Annotated in this window: 20 protein-coding genes; 8 read left to right on the top strand and 12 right to left on the bottom strand. The window is 66.9% G+C overall.

Annotated elements, in window-relative coordinates:
• Nucleotides 1–58: 58 nt before the first annotated feature.
• Nucleotides 59–826 carry a hypothetical protein gene (locus tag KZ498_RS01115; protein ID WP_312616100.1) on the bottom strand — a complete coding sequence of 256 codons (768 nt, stop codon included), beginning with the start codon at nt 824–826 and terminating at the stop codon, nt 59–61.
• A 123-nt stretch (nt 827–949) separates the two neighbouring features.
• Between KZ498_RS01115 and KZ498_RS01110 the strand changes: the two genes are divergently transcribed.
• Together KZ498_RS01110 and KZ498_RS01105 are read left to right on the top strand one after the other, a co-directional pair.
• Nucleotides 950–1,246 carry a UPF0175 family protein gene (locus KZ498_RS01110; RefSeq protein ID WP_312616099.1) on the top strand — a complete coding sequence of 99 codons (297 nt, stop codon included), beginning with the start codon at nt 950–952 and terminating at the stop codon, nt 1,244–1,246.
• Nucleotides 1,243–1,770 (top strand): DUF3368 domain-containing protein, encoded by a 528-nt coding sequence (locus KZ498_RS01105; protein WP_312616098.1) that lies wholly within the window; start codon nt 1,243–1,245, stop codon nt 1,768–1,770. Before KZ498_RS01110 ends, KZ498_RS01105 begins: the two co-directional genes overlap by 4 nt.
• Here KZ498_RS01105 and uvrA read toward each other — a convergent pair.
• Nucleotides 1,767–4,748: an excinuclease ABC subunit UvrA gene (gene uvrA, locus KZ498_RS01100; protein ID WP_312616096.1), complete on the bottom strand. Its 2,982-nt coding sequence runs from the start codon at nt 4,746–4,748 to the stop codon at nt 1,767–1,769. The genes KZ498_RS01105 and uvrA overlap by 4 nt on opposite strands.
• Before the next feature lie 116 nt (nt 4,749–4,864).
• On the opposite strand from uvrA, the gene KZ498_RS01095 reads away from it, so the two are divergent.
• Both KZ498_RS01095 and KZ498_RS01090 read left to right on the top strand, forming a co-directional pair.
• The gene (locus KZ498_RS01095; RefSeq protein WP_312616094.1) at nt 4,865–5,446 is read left to right on the top strand and encodes a hypothetical protein; all 582 of its coding nucleotides are present in this window, start codon (nt 4,865–4,867) and stop codon (nt 5,444–5,446) included.
• A 43-nt stretch (nt 5,447–5,489) separates the two neighbouring features.
• Nucleotides 5,490–6,908, top strand: coding sequence for a hypothetical protein (locus KZ498_RS01090; RefSeq protein ID WP_312616093.1), 1,419 nt, complete (start codon nt 5,490–5,492; stop codon nt 6,906–6,908).
• Between the two features lie 26 nt (nt 6,909–6,934).
• On the opposite strand, the gene KZ498_RS01085 is transcribed toward KZ498_RS01090, so the two are convergent.
• Genes KZ498_RS01085 through KZ498_RS01075 form a run of 3 tightly spaced genes read right to left on the bottom strand, consistent with a single transcriptional unit; the run spans nt 6,935 to nt 8,912 of the window.
• Entirely contained in the window at nt 6,935–8,335 is a 1,401-nt protein-coding gene (locus tag KZ498_RS01085; protein WP_312616092.1) for a DUF402 domain-containing protein, read from the bottom strand.
• Nucleotides 8,332–8,706 (bottom strand): hypothetical protein, encoded by a 375-nt coding sequence (locus tag KZ498_RS01080; protein ID WP_312616090.1) that lies wholly within the window; start codon nt 8,704–8,706, stop codon nt 8,332–8,334. The genes KZ498_RS01085 and KZ498_RS01080 overlap by 4 nt, the downstream gene beginning before the upstream one ends.
• Before the next feature lie 44 nt (nt 8,707–8,750).
• Nucleotides 8,751–8,912, bottom strand: a complete 162-nt coding sequence (locus KZ498_RS01075; RefSeq protein WP_312616089.1) for a preprotein translocase subunit Sec61beta — start codon at nt 8,910–8,912, stop codon at nt 8,751–8,753.
• A gap of 115 nt (nt 8,913–9,027) precedes the next feature.
• On the opposite strand from KZ498_RS01075, the gene KZ498_RS01070 reads away from it, so the two are divergent.
• Nucleotides 9,028–9,294 carry a thioredoxin domain-containing protein gene (locus KZ498_RS01070; protein WP_312616088.1) on the top strand — a complete coding sequence of 89 codons (267 nt, stop codon included), beginning with the start codon at nt 9,028–9,030 and terminating at the stop codon, nt 9,292–9,294.
• 34 nt (nt 9,295–9,328) lie between these two features.
• On the opposite strand, the gene KZ498_RS01065 is transcribed toward KZ498_RS01070, so the two are convergent.
• The 5 genes from KZ498_RS01065 to KZ498_RS01045 form a co-directional block, all read right to left on the bottom strand.
• Nucleotides 9,329–10,081: a response regulator gene (locus KZ498_RS01065; protein ID WP_312616086.1), complete on the bottom strand. Its 753-nt coding sequence runs from the start codon at nt 10,079–10,081 to the stop codon at nt 9,329–9,331.
• Between the two features lie 169 nt (nt 10,082–10,250).
• Nucleotides 10,251–10,919, bottom strand: coding sequence for an NADPH-dependent F420 reductase (gene npdG / locus KZ498_RS01060; RefSeq protein WP_312616085.1), 669 nt, complete (start codon nt 10,917–10,919; stop codon nt 10,251–10,253).
• 54 nt (nt 10,920–10,973) lie between these two features.
• Complete coding sequence (locus KZ498_RS01055; RefSeq protein ID WP_312616084.1) at nt 10,974–11,363, bottom strand: hypothetical protein; 390 nt, start codon at nt 11,361–11,363, stop codon at nt 10,974–10,976.
• A 68-nt stretch (nt 11,364–11,431) separates the two neighbouring features.
• Nucleotides 11,432–12,304, bottom strand: a complete 873-nt coding sequence (locus KZ498_RS01050) for a TIGR01548 family HAD-type hydrolase (RefSeq protein ID WP_312616083.1) — start codon at nt 12,302–12,304, stop codon at nt 11,432–11,434.
• A gap of 19 nt (nt 12,305–12,323) precedes the next feature.
• Nucleotides 12,324–12,737, bottom strand: coding sequence for a UPF0146 family protein (locus KZ498_RS01045; RefSeq protein ID WP_312617335.1), 414 nt, complete (start codon nt 12,735–12,737; stop codon nt 12,324–12,326).
• A gap of 30 nt (nt 12,738–12,767) precedes the next feature.
• On the opposite strand from KZ498_RS01045, the gene KZ498_RS01040 reads away from it, so the two are divergent.
• The 3 genes from KZ498_RS01040 (at nt 12,768) to KZ498_RS01030 (ending at nt 14,688) form a co-directional block, all read left to right on the top strand.
• Nucleotides 12,768–13,289, top strand: a complete 522-nt coding sequence (locus KZ498_RS01040) for an archaemetzincin family Zn-dependent metalloprotease (protein ID WP_312616081.1) — start codon at nt 12,768–12,770, stop codon at nt 13,287–13,289.
• Between the two features lie 68 nt (nt 13,290–13,357).
• A complete protein-coding gene (locus tag KZ498_RS01035; RefSeq protein ID WP_312616079.1) occupies nt 13,358–13,573 on the top strand; it encodes a hypothetical protein in 216 nt (71 codons plus the stop codon).
• 131 nt (nt 13,574–13,704) lie between these two features.
• Nucleotides 13,705–14,688, top strand: a complete 984-nt coding sequence (locus KZ498_RS01030) for a hypothetical protein (protein ID WP_312616077.1) — start codon at nt 13,705–13,707, stop codon at nt 14,686–14,688.
• Nucleotides 14,689–14,690: 2 nt separating this feature from the next.
• On the opposite strand, the gene KZ498_RS01025 is transcribed toward KZ498_RS01030, so the two are convergent.
• Both KZ498_RS01025 and KZ498_RS01020 read right to left on the bottom strand, forming a co-directional pair.
• Nucleotides 14,691–16,520 (bottom strand): ribosome biogenesis/translation initiation ATPase RLI, encoded by a 1,830-nt coding sequence (locus tag KZ498_RS01025; RefSeq protein ID WP_312616076.1) that lies wholly within the window; start codon nt 16,518–16,520, stop codon nt 14,691–14,693.
• A gap of 2 nt (nt 16,521–16,522) precedes the next feature.
• A complete protein-coding gene (locus KZ498_RS01020) occupies nt 16,523–16,783 on the bottom strand; it encodes a hypothetical protein (RefSeq protein WP_312617333.1) in 261 nt (86 codons plus the stop codon).
• Nucleotides 16,784–16,795: the final 12 nt, after the last annotated feature.

The following is a 16,795-nucleotide window of genomic DNA, read 5'->3' as shown; positions in this document are numbered from 1 at the left end:
ACGACTGTGGCCTTCTGGCCTTCTAAGCCGTCTTCAATAGGAGAGGACCGCAAACGCGCTAGGGCGTCCACCAGCGCAGTCCAACCATCACGAAGACGATGGCCAGTTGCATCAGCCCCTGCAAGCCCCCGAGCCTGGCGTTTCGCATCCCGAGCTCCGAGACGAGGTCCACGTCGGGATTCTCGGAGACGACCTGCCGGTAGATGCGGACCTCGCCGGGGAGGATGACGCCGAAGCCCTGCACGGACAGCAGCGTCACGATACCGAGCGTGGCGACGATCCACCACGAGGTCATCGCAAAGGCCGGCAGCGTCGTCGCGAGATACGCGCCCGAGCCCACCACGGCCACGCCGAGGACGCCCAGCGTCTTCGGGTCCGTCAGCGCGTCGAACTGGTAGCCGATGAGGAGGACGACGGGAATCAGCGTCGCGGTGGTCAGCAGCGCCAGCCACGGGTCCGCGTTGGGGAACTTCCCGAGGCGAAGCGCCAGCAGGATGCCCCCGGAGATTGCCACCGTCGCCAGCGTCGGCATCAGGAAGGTCATCTTGGGCGTGAACGACGCGAAGAAGTCGGCTCGTGCCTCCGGTTCCTGGCCGCCAAGGACCGGCCCCAGGACCAGCCCCATGAACAGGTCGATGCCGGTCCACAGCACGCCGGCCATCACGTGGACGTAGGTCAGCGCCCGGACGTTCCCGCTGGCGATAGCCCCCGCGAAGGCGAGGAGCGGGACGGCGACCGCCCCCACAGCAAAGGCCGGGTTCGCCTGCTTCGCCAGCCCACCGATACCCCGTTTCCGCTCCGTGCGGTCCGCTGTCGGCTGCGCCATGTCTGGCTGTATCAGGCATCTCCGGCATCAAAAGCGTTCGTGGCCGTCTCAGATATCGCCGCGACACTGCTGACCGGCTCACTCGACCGCACGTTTATTGCATCGCAACGCGTTGTATTACACATGGAAAACGTCACCACTCGCATGAGCGACGAGGAACTCGACCTGGTGGCGCGACTCGCTGATGCCACCGGGGCGAGCCGCAGTGATGCCATCCGACAGGCCATCCAGCGCGGGGCGAGAGAGGAGCTGATTCGGACTGCACTCCAGCGGTATCGGGACGGCGAGGTCGGGATGCGCGGGGCCGCCGACCTGGCTGGTCTCACCATCGCGGAAATGATGGCCGAGGCGAACGAGCGCGGCGTCATGACGAACTACGACGAGGGTGACCTGGCTGACGACGTAGACGCGCTTCGATGACTGCCAGCGACCGGACTGTCCTGGTAGACGCGAGCGTATTCATTACGCTGGCTGATACGGGGGGTGCTGATCTGCTCGCCGGACTCCAGGGCTCGGTAGTCGTTCCGGACCTCGTACGCCAGGAGGTTACCAGCGACCCAGCAGCGAAAACGCTGTCTGACGCCATCGCCGACGGCTGGGTCACCTGTCCACAATCCGTTTCCGATACCGCCGTCGAGGAAGCAGCCAGCCACCTCGGCCGTTCCAACGAGGAACTGCGTGGCGATGCCGTACTGTTGGCTCACGCGCTGGTCGCCGCTGCCCCTGTCGTTATCACCGACGACAAACCACTCAGACAGACCTGTAAGGCGCTGTCGATACCAGTCTCCGGGTCGATTGGCGTCCTCGTCCGGGCCGTCGAGCGGGGCGATATCGACCCTGCTGACGCGACGGACACACTCTACGCAATGGACGAAGTCGGCGCGCGATTCAGTGCGAGTCTCGTCAGAAGGGCGGAACGGCTTATCGACGACGCGGCCGATTAGTCGTCGTCCGCGGCCGGCTGCTCGGCCGTCGGCTCGCGGTCGGCGCGTGGCCCCTCAAGCTCGACGTTCGGCAGGAGGTCACGGAGGTACTGCCCGGTGTAGGACGCCTCGGTCCGGGCCACGTCCTCCGGGGTCCCCTGGGCGACGAGTTCGCCGCCGTGCTCGCCGCCCTCGGGACCGAGGTCGACGATGTGGTCGGCGTTTTTCACGAGGTCGAGTTCGTGCTCGATGACGACCACGGTGTTGCCGTCGTCGGTGAGCCGGTGGAGCACGTCGATGAGTTTGCGCTCGTCCTCGGGGTGGAGCCCGGTCGTCGGCTCGTCCAGCAGGTACAGCGTCTCGCCCGAGTCCTTCTTGCCGAGTTCCTCGGCGAGTTTCACGCGCTGGGCCTCGCCGCCCGACAGGGTGGTCGAGGGCTGGCCGAGGCGCATGTAGTCCAGGCCGACGTCCTTCAGCAGTTCCAGCCGCCGGCGGATACCGCCGTGGCTCTCGAAGAAGTCGTAGGCCTCCTCGACAGTCATATCGAGCACGTCGGCGATTGTCGCGCCCTTGTAGGTCACGTCCAGCGTCTCGTCGTTGTAGCGCGCGCCGCCACACTCCTCGCAGGGGACCGTCACGTCAGAGAGGAAGTTCATGTCGATGGTGACCGTCCCCTGGCCGCCACAGCCCTCACAGCGGCCCCCCTTGACGTTGAACGAGAACCGGCCGACCTCGTAGCCGCGCTGTTTCGAGAGGCTGGTCTCGGCGAACAGCTCGCGGATGTGGTCGAAGACGTTGGTGTAGGTCGCCGGGTTCGACCGGGGCGTTCGGCCGATGGGCGACTGGTCGATGAGCCGAACCGTCTCGATGTCCTCGAGGCCGTCGATGGCGTCGTGCTCGCCGGGGTTCACGTCGGTGTCGTTCATCCGACGCACCAGCCCCTTGTACAGCACGTCGTGCATCAGCGTGGACTTGCCCGACCCCGAGACGCCCGTGATGGCGGTGAACGTCCCCAGCGGGATGGACACGTCGAGGTCGGCGAGGTTGTGCTGGCGAGCGCCCCGGACCGTGAGTTCGCCGTCGCGGTCGCGGCGGCTGTCGGGGACCGGAATCGTCCGCTCGCCAGAGAGGTACTCCCCGGTCACCGACGCCTCGGTGTCGATGACCTCGTCCATCGGGCCGTTGACGACGACCTCGCCGCCGCGCTTGCCCGGGCCGGGGCCCATGTCGATTATCTGGTCGGCCCGGCGCATCGTCTCGGTGTCGTGTTCGACGACGAGCAGCGTGTTCCCGAGGTCCCGGAGCTCTTCGAGGGTGTTGAGCAGGCGGTCGTTGTCGCGCTGGTGGAGGCCGATGGAGGGCTCGTCGAGGACGTAGAGGACGCCGACGAGGCCGCTCCCGATCTGGGTGGCCAGGCGAATCCGCTGGCTCTCGCCACCGGACAGCGTCGAGGCCTCCCGGTCCAGCGTCAGGTAGTCCAGGCCGACTTCGGTCATGAAGCCCAGGCGGGCCCGGATTTCCTTGAGAATCTCCTCGGCGATCTTCCGGTCGCGGGCCGAGAGGTTCCCCTCCATCCCTTCGAAGTGCGCCAGCGCGTCGCTGATGGACATCTCGTTGACTTCGGTGATAGAGACGCCGTCGATGAGCACCGCCCGCGACTCGGCTTTCAGCCGCGTCCCCTCACAGGCCGGGCACGTCGTCGTCGCCATGAACTCCTCGATGTGCTCGCGGGCGCGGTCCGAGTCCGTCTCGACGTGGCGCCGCTCCAGGTTGGGGATGACGCCCTCGAAGCGCTCGCTCTTCTCGCGGGTCCCGTTTTTCGTCCGCCACTGGAAGTCGACGATTCGGTCGGTGCCATAGAGGAACTGCCGCTGGGTGGACTCCTCAAGGTCCTCGAACGGCGTCGAGAGGTCCACGCCGAAGTGCTCGGCGACGTTGTCCAGTTGCCGCGAGTAGTACGTCCGGTCGTAGCTCCAGGGCTCGAAGACGTGCTTGAGCGGCTTCGTCGGGTCGGTGATGACCAGGTCCTCGCTGACCTCCTTCGTCTCGCCCAGCCCCTCACACTCCGGGCAGGCCCCGTGCGGTGAGTTGAACGAGAACGACCGCGTCTCGATCTCGGAGATGTCGATGCCACAGTGCGTACAGGCCAGGTCCTCGGAGAGTTCGACGACGAGGCGGTCCGCGGCGGCGCCGTCGTCCGCTTCGTCCCCGTCGGCGAGGTCACCGGTCGCTCTGGCGTCCGACCCGCCGAGCGTCTCCGCCGCGCCCTCGGGGGGGTCCGGCAGGATGACCTTCAGCGTCCCGTCGGCTTCTTCCAGCGCTGTCTCGACGGAGTCCGTGATGCGCGAGCGAGCCTCGGTCGATATCTTCACGCGGTCCACGACCACGTCGATGGTGTGGTCGTAGTTCTCGTCCAGGTCGGGGCGGTCCAGCGTGAGGTCGAACTCCTCGCCGTCGACCTCGACGCGGCTGTACCCCTCGCCGACGAGGTCGTCGAACAGGTCCTCGAAGGCCCCCTTCTGGTCACGGACGACCGGCGCACACAGCTTGGCGCGGGTGCTCTCGGGGAGTTCCAGCAGTCGGGAGACCATGTTCTGGGCGGACTGCTCGCCGACCTCGCGACCACACTCCGGGCAGTGTGGCGTGCCGACGCGAGCGTACAGCAGGCGGAGGTAGTCGTGCAGTTCGGTGACGGTCCCGACCGTCGAGCGGGGGTTGTTGGCGGCGTTCTTCTGGTCGATAGATATCGCCGGCGAGAGCCCTTCGACGTTCTCGACCTGGGGCTTGTCCATCTGGCCCAGGAAGTTCCGTGCGTAGGCCGACAGCGACTCGATGTACCGGCGCTGGCCCTCGGCGTACACCGTCTCGAATGCGAGCGAGGATTTGCCCGACCCCGACAGCCCGGTGACGACCGTCAGTTCCTCGCGTGGGATCTCCACGTCGACGTCCTTGAGGTTGTGTTCCTCGGCCCCTCGGACCTCGATTATATCCTTGCTCATCTTTGCATCTTCGTTGGCCGGCAGGGGGGAAACCCTGTCGGTTGTATCCGAGGCCGTGCCTGACTGGTACTGGCCCCGCCGAAACGCTGATTACGGCGTGTTCTGTCTCGGGTAGTATGAGTACGCCCTCCACGTACGACATCTCGGGGATCGACCTCTCCGACGACAGCTACACGGTCGAACAGAGCCTGATCCGCAACAAGTACAAAGCGATGGACGCCGCCGGGAACGTCGTCCTCCGCGGGAAACAGAAGATGCTGAAGATGAAAGAGGAGTTCCCCTTCGTCGACGCCAACGGCGACGAGGTGTTCCAGGTCAAGGCCGGCGGTATCATCGACGTGGCAGGCAACTACGTCCTCACGGACTCCAGGACCGGCGAGGACATCGTCATCCTCGACAACGACTACTCTATCTTCCAGGACACGTGGAAGATTCGTGACGCCAGCACCGAGGCCAAAATCGCCGAGATAACCTCCCAGGGCGCGCTCGTCACCATCGCTCGCAACGTCGTTCCCTTCGGCGAGTGGATCCCCCACAAGTACGAGATTACCGACAAAGACGGGACCCACGTCGGCAACATCGACGGGCAGTTCTCGCTGAAAGACCGCTACGAGATTACCATCGACGACGCCAGCACGGTCCCCAGAGAACCCATCATCGCCGCGGCGATGGTCATCGACGCGATTCAGGGGAACTGACGCCACCGGAATCCTTCTTGCCCTGGCTCCCTCAGGGACGGCTATGCGCCGCCGGACGGTCCTCCGTCGACTCGCGCTCGCAGGAACAGGCGTCGGTCTGGCTACGGGGACGGCCCGTGGCCATCCGACGCCGACCGGCGACGGGACCGCCGAGCCAGCGCCCTCCGATACCTCGACCGGTGGGGACCCGCTGGGCGTCCTGGAGCTGGAGACGGTGTACGAGGTCGTCACCAGCCCGGACGGCCACACGGCCTACGTCGCGACGGGCGACGGGGTCGCGCTCGTCGACCTCGTCACGCCGACCAGTCCCCGACTGCTCAGCCAACAGACGGGGCTGCTGGCCGAGGCCGACGACGGCCCGATACAGCGCGTGCAGGACCTCGCTGTCAGCGGCTCGCGGCTGCTGGCCGCTGGTCCCGCCCACCCCGCCGACGGCGCCCACGGCTTCGTCGTCTTCGACGTGAGCGACCGGCGGGACCCGGAGCGAATCGCGGGCCTCGAACTGGACACGCGCGTCCACAACTGCGACTTCGACGGCCGCTACGCCTACCTGACCGCAAACGACCGTGAGGGCAACCCGCTGCTCGTGGTCGATACCGACACCGGACGGGAAGTCGGCGAGTGGTCGCTGCTCGACGCCGGGGACGCCTGGACCGACGTCCCGACGAGCCTCTGGCCGCTGCACGACGTCTGGGTGCAGGACGACCGGGCGTACCTGGCCTACTGGGACGGCGGGACGTGGGTCGTCGACGTGTCGGACCCGGGCGACATCTCGCTGGTGGCGAAGGTCCGCGGGCGCTCCCCCGAGGAACTGGCCGCCATCGAGGACCCCGGCACCGAGCGGAGCGAGCCGCCGGGCAACGACCACTTCGTGACCGTCGACGAGGACGCGTCGCTGCTGGGCGTTGGCGGCGAGTCGTGGGACCTCGGTGACGACGACAGCGGCGGCCCCAGCGGCATCGACCTGTACGACATCAGCGACCCGACCGACGCCGAACTGCTGTCGACGCTTGCCCCGCCACCGACCTCGGACCCGTCGCCGGGTGGCATCCTCACGACGGCCCACAACTTCGAACTGACCGCCGGGCGCTGTTACTCGGCGTGGTACAACGGGGGGGTCCGGGTCCACGACCTGACGGACCCGACCGCACCCGAACTCGTCTTCGAGTGGCGCGACACCGAAGCGACCTCGTTCTGGACCGCCCAGCGGGCCGCCGGCTGTTTTGTCGCCGGGAGCACCGACGCGAGCCAGGGGACGGACGTCCAGCCCGGACTGTACACGTTCCCGGACCCGCAGATACGGACGCCGACGCCGGATGAGTCGGCCACGGACGGCGAGGGTGCCGCCGCTGACGGAACTGACGGCACCTCGCTCGGCGTCGGCGGCCCCGGCTTCGGCGTCGGGTCGGCGGTCGCAGGGGTCGGGCTGGCGGCGTGGCACGCCCGGCGCCGGAACGACTGACGCCGCGCCCCACGACTGTGCCCCCGCTACTCCAGCGCGCTCCGGACGGCGGCGGCGACGCTCCGGGCGCGCTCGGCAAGCGGTTCGGGGACGTGTCCGCGCTCGACGGCCGCGTCGAGTTCGTCGTCGTCGACCCGCTCGACGGTGCCGTCGGCGTGTTTCACCACGTCGACGTGGAGGTCAACGTACCGGGCGGTGTCGGGGAACACCTCGACGGGCGTACAGACGTTGACGTACGTCCCCTTTTTCTCGCCGTCGCTGTCGCGGTACACCGTTGGGTACCACCACCGCCCCTCCTTGACTTTCGTCTGGGCGACGTCGCCGGCCTCCTTCGGTACACCGAGGGCGTCGTAGGTGCCGCCGGGGCTCATCTCGCGCTCGATAGTCACCGTTCCGTCGCCCTCGACGGCCTGGACCTCGCCGTTGCCCAGTGTAATGAGCCGTCCGTCGGGCTTGCCGTGGCCCAGCGACAGCGACCCGCCGACCTGCGGGCCGAACTGCCGGGCCGTCACGGCGAAGGGGAAGTCCGTCTCGCCGGTCTCGGGCTCCTCACACAGCGCCTCGACGTAGTCGACGGCGGCGCCGGCCGCCCGGTCGCCGGCCTTCACGCGGTGGTGGCCGGGCATCGTCGCCGTCACCTCGCGGCGGGCCTCGTCCAGTGCGAACCGGCTCTCGCGGCCGAACCACAGCCACGCCGTCGAACGGCCCCCGTCGTACCGGGCCGGCGCACGGTCCGCGGGCGCGTCGGCTCCCTCGAGTGCGTCGTCGATGGCCGCCGCGCGGTCGTTTGCGGCGTCGAGCGCGTCGGCCAGTGCGTCGAAGCTCGCGTCCTCGCTCGCCGACTCCCACGAGACCCCCCATCCTGCTCGGGGGTCCGCCGAAATCACGTCAAGCATCGCCGGCCCGCCGGTTCCCGGTGTGCCCGTGGTCCCGCCGCGCACGAGCGAGAGGAGTGACCCGCGGACCGCAATCGTCGTGTCCAGCACGGGCCGGCCGTCCGTCCACGGCGCGCTCGCCTCGATGACCTGCACCCGGAGCGTATCACCGGTCTCGACACGCTCGTCCGAGGACGAGTACGGGAGAAAGCCCTCGCCGTCGCCGAGGTCGACGACGGCCCCGCTGCCCAGCGTCTCGGTCACGGTGCCAGCGTATATCGCCCCGCGGGGTGTCGGGTCGTCCCAGCGGAGCGTGTCCCGGCCGACCCCGCTCAGGCGGTCGGTGACACTCTCGGCCATGTCGCGGTCGCCGACGACGCCGACGCCCTGCTGGTCGTCCGTCGTCGTCACGGTGACCGCCGCCCGCTCGTCGGCGAACTCGCCGTCGAACCGCGCTTCGATGGGTCCCGACGCCTGGACGACTTCGTGGCCCGCCTCGCGCAGCAGCTGGGTCAGCGCCGTCGCGTAGATGCCCCTGACCCGGACGGTCATAGCGCGTCCTCGTCGGCGGCAAAGCGGACCCGCCCGTGGACCGTCGGCCCCAGCGAGAGCTCTACTTTCCCGTCGCTCAGGACGCGTCCGCCCTCGACCGGGACGCCCCAGGTATCAAAGCGCAGATAGCCCCGGATGTCGTCGGCGTGGGTGAACAGGTCGCAGTACTCGACCGTGTGCTCCTGGATTTCGCTGGAGCTGTGGGCGATATCCATATCCGAGTACACCGTCTCGCGGCCGTCGAAGAAGGACTCTAACTCCGCGGCCGCGTCGTCGGTGGCCGCGACCACCGCTTCGGAGGCCGCTTCGATGGTGTCTTGTTCTACACCGGCGTCACGGAGCGCCTGCTGTTCGCGTTGCGTGAAGTGCATACCCGCGAGTCAGTGACGGGGAGAGGAAAACAGTGCGGTATCGCCTACACTATCATCGCGTTCAGCACGAGCATCAACAGCCCGAACATGACGCCGGTCGCGACGATTGTTCGAGGGTCGATACGGATCGTGTTCTTGTCTTCGGCGTCGAAATACCGGACCAGTCCCGCACTGGACATCAGTCCGCCGCTGTCGCTCCCACTCATACACCAGGGTGGTGTGTCACCAACACTAAGCCTTTCGGGTCGCCCGCGCTTGCGTGTCCCCGGTACACATGGATAACCCTTATCAGATACGGCGGACTAACGAAAACAGAGTACTATGACGGTTACACTGAAGGACTTCTACGCGGACTGGTGCGGCCCTTGCAAAACGCAGGACCCGATCCTCGAAGACCTCGAAGAGGAGTGGACGGACGTCGAGTTCGAGAAGATCAACGTCGACGAGGAGCAGGACATCGCCAACGAGTACCAGGTACGCTCCCTCCCGACGCTCATCATCGAGAACGACGACGGCATCGTCGAGCGGTTCGTCGGCGTCACGCAGGCCGACGACATCGACGACGCGCTGCAGCAGGCCTCGGCCTGAGCAGGCACTTTTCGCGGTTCGGTCCTCGTGCTAGTCAGTCGCTACTCGCCAGTCTGGAATCGTCGAGGTCGTCGACGGCGATGAGCAACCGGCCGTCGTCGAGGGCCGTCACCATCTTCGATTCCCTGAAGGTCGTCTCGTCGGCGCGGAGGCCCTCGCTCCGGCCCGTCCACTTCCCGCCGCCCTCGACGACGGGGAGGACGTGTGTCTTGATGTGTTCGACCTCGTCCGACGGGTGGAGTTCCGTCCAGTGCTTGCCGACCACCTCGTCGGGGTCGTAGCCGTAGAACGACGCGTACTCGTCGTTTGCCTCCTCGAAGCGCTCGTCGGTCCCGACGACGCCGATGCCGTCGAGTTCCACGCGGCCGTCCGCCTCGAACTCGCCGTCTGACTCGACGGCGTGGCCCACCCGCCGAATCAGCGTGGTGTACTGGTCGGTTCCGACGCTCTTTTTCAGGTAGTCGGTCAGGCCTGCCTGAATAATCTCGGCGGCGACTTCGCCGGTCTCCTCGCCGGAGAACAACAGCAGCGGGAGCTCCGGGTGGGTCTCTCGGACGGCTTCGAGGAAGTCGATGCCGTTCATCTCCGGCATCTGGTAGTCGCTTATCACGCAGTCGAAGTCCGTCTCCGGGGACCGGATCAGTGACAGTGCTTCTCGCGGGTTCGTTTCCGTCGAGACGGTGCAATCGAGGGGACTCTCCGCTCGTTCGAGATGGAGCTCGACGAGCGAACACAGGTCCCTGTCGTCGTCGACGTGGAGTACCGAGAGCGGCTCGTCACCGTACATTCATCCGGCTTAGGGAAGCGACGTGTATGAACGTGGTGTCTAAAATGACCCATCTGGTAACAAAGCCGATGCCGGGTCGAACCGGACGCTTTGCCGTCGGCAGCCGCTCCCGACGAGCGGTGACTACCGTTCACAGAAGGGCCACACAGCGCCAGTCCCGGTGGCCGGGCTATTGGAACTTCACGCCGAGGTCGTGCAGGCCGTCGTTGTGGCGGGCGACATTGATGAGAAGCGGCGTCAGCCCCTCGATTTCGGCGGCGTTGGCGAGCGGGCCGCCGTCGAGGGCGCGAATCCCCTCGATACCTTCGGCCAGTTCACAGACGGTGTCTTTGGCGTCGGTGTCGTCGCCGACGACGATAGTGTCCCAGTCGAGGTCGGCGTCGAGGTTGGCGAGGCGGCCGGCCGCGAGGTTGTGGAACGCGCCGACCACGGGGGTGTCGTCGGGGGCGGCGTTTTCCGCCAGTTGCGTGACGCTGCCGGCACCGGGGCGGTTGTAGTGGAAGCCGGCCTCGTCGCGTTGCATCCCGACGGCGGGGACCACGAGCGTGGTGTCGTCGAGTTCGTCCGCGACGGCGTCGACGGTGTCGGTGAGGTGGTACGCCGGGACGGCGGCGACGACCACGTCGGCTCGGGCGGCGGCGTCCTCGTTTACCAGGCCCGCGATAGACACGTCGTCGTGGCCGCGGCTGGCCAGTTCCGTCTCGTACTCCTCGGCCTTGTTCGCCGCCTTCTCGGCTTTCCGCGAACCGATGATAATCGTGTGGTTCGTGTCGTCGGCCCAGCGGAGGGCGAGGCCCTGGCCGATGTCTCCGGTACCGCCAAGCAACGCGATGTCCATGTATACGGCGTAGGCCGACCACTGAATAAACGTTGTGTGACGGGTTCCGCTCGCTCAGGTGTACTCCTCCCAGGCCCGGTCGAACCCGCCGGCAAAAGTGACATACAGCGCGCCGCCGAGTCCCAGCAGATAGCTGAGCCACTGGGCCGCGACCCCCGCCGCGGAGGTGTCTCCGAGCGCGAGGACAAAGACAGTCGAGAGCGGCACCGTCAGGAAAAACAGGACGATGATGAACAGCCCGACGCGGCCCGGTCGATGCGAGGAGTCGAGAATCCCGTCGTAGGCGCGCATCGTCCAGTAGGCCGCGCCGAGGCCGATTATCTGGCAGGTGACGGCGTACAGCGGCACCAGGTCGACCGACGGCTCGCGGATGACCGCGCCCCCGACGAGTCCGGCCCAGATGCTCACCAGAAGCGCCCAGCCGAACGTCGGCAGTCGTCGCATACCCGGGCTCTCTGTCCCGTCGGTGAAACCGTTGCCGTTTGCGGCCGGTGGCGATTCGATGCCGACAGCTACGCCGCGTCGAGAAGCTCCGGCAGGTCGGTGACCGACTCGACGACGGCGCTCGCGCCGTTGTTGGCGAACGTCCGGCGGCCGGCGTCGCCGGTCAGCCCGCCGGTCAGGACGCCGATGCCGTAGTACACGCGGTCGTCGTCGGCTTCGTCGGCGTTGACCGCCGTCGCCACGTCGTCGAGCGTGTCCCCGACGAAGGCGATGCGCTCGGCGTCGAACTGCCCGGCGAGCGTCCGCAGGGCGGCGGGGTGGGGTTTGCCCTCTTCCCAGTCGTCCATGGTGAAGCGGTGCTCCGCGGGCAGGTCGAGGCCGACGCGCTCCAGTGCGATGTCGGCTTCGGCGGCCGGCCGGCCGGTGACGACGCCGACGGCGAACCGGTCCCGGAGAGCCGACAGCGTCTCGTCGTCGACCAGTAGCGGCTCGTCGTGGATGTAGCCCGGCGCGTCAAACGGCGGCTCGCCGCCCTCGATGTCCCGGTAGAGGTCGGTGCCGAGATACAGCGCCTGGAACACGTCCCGGAGCCGTTCGGGGTCCCAGGCGTCGAAGACCCGCGTCTCGGCTGTCTCGTCGAGCAGGTCACGGATTACTGCCTCGGCAGCGCCGAGGCCGCCGCCCCGCTCGGCGATGGCGTCGGTAAACGCCGCCAGGTCGGAGACGGCGGCCTCGCGACCGGCGAGAACGAACAGCGCGGCCGCGTAGGTCAGCTCCCAGTCGTTGTTGAACCCGCCGGCGTCCTTGAACTGCTGGACCGCCGACTTCTCGATGGTGTCGCCGTACACTCGGTCGATGGATTCGACGATCGCTCGGCGATAGGAGTCCGCTACGTCCACCAGCACGCCGTCGATGTCGAGGACGACCGCGTCGACTTGCATGGACGAGCGAAGGCGGCCCTCACTCAAGCGCCTTGCTATCTTTCGCCCGGTACAGCGTCTCCCCGCCCGGGAGCTGCTCTCGCTCGACGGCGACTGTCGGCTGGTCGCCGCCCAGCGTCGTGAACCAGAACGCCGCCCCGGCAGCGTTGGCGACGGCCAGCGTCGGCCGGTGGAGTTCCGGCGGCAGGTTCCGCGCGAACACGATGTCACACCCCGAATACACGGACTGGTCGGGCTCGAGGATATCGTCGACGACGAAGGTCACCCCGTCGGGCACCGCTCGCTCGACGATGTCCGTCGCGGTCACGTCCACGCCACGACCGGCCAGTTGCCGGGCCACGTCGGGACGGTTACCGATGCCGACCTCGGCGACGGAATCGACGGACGCGAGTCGGTCGACAAGCGGGTCGGTGGTGTCGGTCACGTCGTACAATTTATGAGATGCGGGCGCATATGCGTTGGCATGCATGTCGACATCGTGCCGGTGGGTGAGGTCTCCGCCCAGGTCAAACGCGAGGCCTCGGACGGACTTCGCTCCGTCTACGACTGTGAGGTCTCGATGCACGAGCCACAGTCTATCCCCGCCGGTGCGTACGACGGGGACCGCGACCAGTACCGCGCAGAGGAGTTTATCGACCTCGCTCGCCGGGTCGGCTCCGGCGGCAAGAACATCGCTATCACGCCGAAAGACCTCTTCTACCGCCGTCGGAACTACGTTTTCGGGCTCGCGTATCTCGGTGGCTCCGGCAGCGTCATCTCCACGTACCGGCTCCAGACGTCCTCTGATGGCGGCTTCTCGAACCGCTCCGCCAGCGAGATCTTCTCACAGCGGGTTCGCAAGGAGGTCGTCCACGAGGTCGGTCACACGCTCGGACTGGAACACTGTGACAACAAGCGCTGCGTGATGAACTTCTCCCCCACCGTCCGACAGGTCGACGTGAAAGAGGTCTCGCTGTGTGGTTCCTGCCAGCGAAACGTCCTGTAGCTTGCGAAGGGGTACCAAACTGATTCGGTAGAGCGCCTACACGTCTGTGGTACCTGTACACACACGCGATGAGCAAGAGTCAGTCCCCCGAGCGCGTTGCGGAACTGCGAGACATCTTCGTGACGGTCACCGGTGACGAATCAATCACTGAATCCCAGGCCGACGAGCAGGCCGACCGCGAGCTCGACCCGGACGAGGAGTTCGACCCCGAGGAGGTCGCCGACGGCCTCGACGATGCGGTTGCCGGGTCCGAGACGAGCGGTGGCAGCGACCCTGCGGCCTGACGCCGCGGACTGTTCCTGGGTCTCCAGGTTGCACGTAGCTGCGACGCTTTTCCGAGCACAGCGGTGTCGCCAGCCTGTCCGGTCGCTACACCGACCCGTGAACTTTTCAGAACGCAGGTGAACCTCGGGATATGGGTGTCGTTGCCTACGTCGGCTTCATCGTGGTTTCGGTCGTCGTCGCCGTCGGCGTCAAGCGGTTCGATCCCGCAATCGTCGAGCAGTTGTCGCGCCGAACGGGCCTCACCGGCAGCCGCGGCTGGACCATATTCCTGGTCGCGCTGGCCTGGACATTCCTCCCTGTGCTTGCCGGGGCATCGGTCGACGACGAGAGCCTGTGGGTCGTCGGAGCGGCCATGGGCGGCGTCGGGTTCTATCTCGGTACTATCGCACTCACGTCGATGGACGAGTACCGAATCGTCTCGCGCGCCGCGGCCGTTCCGCCGGCGGACCTGTCAGCCCACACCGGCGACGGCGTCGTCGCGACGTCGGGCGTGCCGACCGTGGCTGACCCGGCTGCCGCGGTGACCCCCATCTCCGGCGAGCCGGCAGTCCACACGGACTGGATTGCCCAGCAGCGGACCCGCGTCGGGTTCCGCGAGGTCTGGTCGAACGTCGCCACCGGCGTCGAGAGCGTCCCGTTCACGCTCGGGGACGGTTCCGTGGTGGTCGATTCGGGCCGGCACCGCGTGTTCTCGAACGCGGAGCGATACACGACCGTCGGCCGGGACGAACCGCTCCCGGATGCCGTAGCCGAGTTCATGCAGCCGACCCCAGACTTGCCCGACCCCGAAGCGCGCGATTCGAAGACGCGGTTCATCGAGGAGTACATCCCCGGCGACGAACCGGTCACCGTCGTCGGCGAGCCTGTCCAGAGCGAACGGCCCGGTCAGGTCCGCATCGAGGACGCACCACCGGACCCACTGTTCGGGACCCACACGGACCACAGCCGGTCGGATGGAGACGACACCGAACCGATTTTCGTCCGCGGGACTGTCGACGAAGCTCGGCGGTTACTAAAAAAGCGACTGCTCTTCGGTGGCGGCGTCGGACTCGCGCTAATCGTCTGTGGCCAGATGCTCGCGTTCTGGCTGTCTCCAGCCTCGCTCCCGCTCTGAGCCTACGGTGCGTAGTAGTACTCGCCGGCGTTCTTCTGTTCGCGGTCCAGTTGCGAGTCGGGCTTGTTGATGCGGGGCCGGGAGGTCCGTTCGTCCCGACGGAAGGTGATGTCGAGGTTCTTGAGGAACTCGTTCATGCCCTCGCGCATGCCCTGTGGCGGCGCGGCGTGGCCGTTCCGGGCCGGCTCGCCGTCGAAGACGAGCAGGCGGTCGGCCAGCAGGTCGATCATGTAGATGTCGTGGTCGATGACCATCGCCGTCGCGTCGTGGTTCTCGGCGTAGCGGCGGATAGCCGAGGTCGCCATGACCCGTTGTTCCACGTCCAGGTGGGCCGAGGGCTCGTCGAGCAGGTAGAGGTCGGCGTCCTTCGAGAGGCAGGCCGCGATGGCGACCCGCTGGCGCTCCCCGCCCGAGAGGTCGGTCAGTTGCTGTTCCATCACCGACTCCAGCTGGAGCGGCTGTGCGATCTCGGTGTTCCAGTAGGAACTGCCGAAGTCATCGGTGATGGACGCGAGGAAGGCGTCGACCCGCATCGGCTGGTCGATCTCGATGTACTGGGGCTTGTAGGCGATGTCGAGGCTGGTGTCGATGTCGCCCGCGGTCGGTTCGAGCCGGCCGGCGAGCATCTTCGCGAACGTGGACTTCCCGATGCCGTTCGGACCGACGACGCCAAGCACCTCGCTCTCGCGGATGGTGCCGGCCTCGACGGAAAGCGAGAACTCGCCGTCGCCGTAGCTCTTCTGAAGTTCGGGATACTCGATGACCACGTCGCCGGTGGAGGCGCTCCGTGGCGCGTGCTCCTCGAACTCGATCTCCGTCTGGCGGACGCGCATGTTCTCGTTCTCGAGGTAGCCCGAGAGGTACTCGTTGATGCCTTTCTTCGTCGACTTGGGCGGCGTGATGATACCGAACGCGCCGGGGGTCCCGTAGGCGACGTTGATGTTGTCCGCGAGCAGGTCCAGGATGGCGAGGTCGTGCTCGACGACGAGCATCGAGCGGTCCTCTTCCTCGGCGAGTTCCCGGATGAGTCGCGCGGCGGTCATCCGCTGGCCGATGTCCAGATACGGCGTTATCTCGTCGAGGAAGTAGAAGTCCGCGTCCCGCGCCAGCGTGGCGACGAGCGCGACCCGCTGGAGTTCACCGCCAGAGAGGTCGTCGATGTGGTTGCCCACGACCGGCTCGATGCCCGTCCGCTCGATGAGGTAGTCCAGGTCGCCGCGTTCGTCGGTCTGGTCCAGCAGCTCGATGGCTTTGCCGTCGAACTGGTCCGGAATCCGGTCGACGTACTGGGGCTTGCGGGCGACGCTGACGTCGCCGTCGCGCATCTGCTCGAGGTACTCCTGCAGGGCGGTGCCGCGGTACTCGTCGAGGATCTCGTCCCAGCTGGGTTCCTCGCCGTAGCGGCCCAGGTTGGGCTGCATCTCGTCGGCGAGGATGCGGACGGCCGTCGTCTTCCCGATGCCGTTCGGGCCGAGAATTCCGGTGACCTGGCCCTCGGCGGGGCTGGGAAGGCCATAGAGTGCGAAGGCGTTCTCCCCGTAGCGGTGGACCGGCTCGTCGGTCAGCTCCTGTGGGAGATTGATAATCTCGATGGCGTCGAACGGACACTTGGTCACGCAGATACCGCAGGACTCGCCCAGACAGATCTCCTCGGAGATGCGGACCTGGTCGGGCTGGCCCTCGAAGGGTTCGTCCTCCTCGTACTCGTCTTCTCGCTTGACGATGCACTCTTTCCCGCTGCGGTTGGGCGGGCAGTAGTTCATACACTCGTAGTTACAGCGGTCGGGCTGGCACCGCTCTAAGTCGACGACGGCGATACTGTCTTCAGCCATCGTTACGCTCCCGTCGTGAGGAGGATGCCCCACGAGACGAACCACAGCGAGAAGGTCATGAAGCCGATGTAGAGGACGTCCTTCGCCGAGAGGTCGTCCGTGTCGATGCCGATCAGTCGCAGAATCGGGAACTGTGCCGCAATCGCGACCGCGACGACCAGCACGCCTTGTGGGTCGTTTGGCGCGGCCGCTAACGCGTTGGAACCGAACGCGGCGGCGATGCCAGCGACGGCCGTCAGCGTCGTGACAGTGAGCCCCCGCATATGAGAGCTCAT

It is taken from the genome of Haloarcula sp. 1CSR25-25 (genome assembly GCF_032027985.1).
GTDB lineage: Archaea > Halobacteriota > Halobacteria > Halobacteriales > Haloarculaceae > Haloarcula.
The sequence above is the reverse complement of the archived record's forward strand: the minus strand, read 5'-3'. Positions and strand labels throughout refer to the sequence as shown.

Excerpts from the sequence above, each read along its gene's own strand:
- KZ498_RS01115 (WP_312616100.1), bottom strand. The coding sequence starts at position 826 with ATGGCGCAGCCGACAGCGGACCGCACGGAGCGGAAACGGGGTATCGGT.
- KZ498_RS01110 (WP_312616099.1), top strand. The coding sequence starts at position 950 with ATGGAAAACGTCACCACTCGCATGAGCGACGAGGAACTCGACCTGGTG.
- KZ498_RS01105 (WP_312616098.1), top strand. The coding sequence starts at position 1,243 with ATGACTGCCAGCGACCGGACTGTCCTGGTAGACGCGAGCGTATTCATT.
- uvrA (WP_312616096.1), bottom strand. The coding sequence starts at position 4,748 with ATGAGCAAGGATATAATCGAGGTCCGAGGGGCCGAGGAACACAACCTC.
- KZ498_RS01095 (WP_312616094.1), top strand. The coding sequence starts at position 4,865 with ATGAGTACGCCCTCCACGTACGACATCTCGGGGATCGACCTCTCCGAC.
- KZ498_RS01090 (WP_312616093.1), top strand. The coding sequence starts at position 5,490 with ATGCGCCGCCGGACGGTCCTCCGTCGACTCGCGCTCGCAGGAACAGGC.
- KZ498_RS01085 (WP_312616092.1), bottom strand. The coding sequence starts at position 8,335 with ATGACCGTCCGGGTCAGGGGCATCTACGCGACGGCGCTGACCCAGCTG.
- KZ498_RS01080 (WP_312616090.1), bottom strand. The coding sequence starts at position 8,706 with ATGCACTTCACGCAACGCGAACAGCAGGCGCTCCGTGACGCCGGTGTA.
- KZ498_RS01075 (WP_312616089.1), bottom strand. The coding sequence starts at position 8,912 with ATGAGTGGGAGCGACAGCGGCGGACTGATGTCCAGTGCGGGACTGGTC.
- KZ498_RS01070 (WP_312616088.1), top strand. The coding sequence starts at position 9,028 with ATGACGGTTACACTGAAGGACTTCTACGCGGACTGGTGCGGCCCTTGC.
- KZ498_RS01065 (WP_312616086.1), bottom strand. The coding sequence starts at position 10,081 with ATGTACGGTGACGAGCCGCTCTCGGTACTCCACGTCGACGACGACAGG.
- npdG (WP_312616085.1), bottom strand. The coding sequence starts at position 10,919 with ATGGACATCGCGTTGCTTGGCGGTACCGGAGACATCGGCCAGGGCCTC.
- KZ498_RS01055 (WP_312616084.1), bottom strand. The coding sequence starts at position 11,363 with ATGCGACGACTGCCGACGTTCGGCTGGGCGCTTCTGGTGAGCATCTGG.
- KZ498_RS01050 (WP_312616083.1), bottom strand. The coding sequence starts at position 12,304 with ATGCAAGTCGACGCGGTCGTCCTCGACATCGACGGCGTGCTGGTGGAC.
- KZ498_RS01040 (WP_312616081.1), top strand. The coding sequence starts at position 12,768 with ATGCATGTCGACATCGTGCCGGTGGGTGAGGTCTCCGCCCAGGTCAAA.
- KZ498_RS01035 (WP_312616079.1), top strand. The coding sequence starts at position 13,358 with ATGAGCAAGAGTCAGTCCCCCGAGCGCGTTGCGGAACTGCGAGACATC.
- KZ498_RS01030 (WP_312616077.1), top strand. The coding sequence starts at position 13,705 with ATGGGTGTCGTTGCCTACGTCGGCTTCATCGTGGTTTCGGTCGTCGTC.
- KZ498_RS01025 (WP_312616076.1), bottom strand. The coding sequence starts at position 16,520 with ATGGCTGAAGACAGTATCGCCGTCGTCGACTTAGAGCGGTGCCAGCCC.
- KZ498_RS01020 (WP_312617333.1), bottom strand. The coding sequence starts at position 16,783 with ATGCGGGGGCTCACTGTCACGACGCTGACGGCCGTCGCTGGCATCGCC.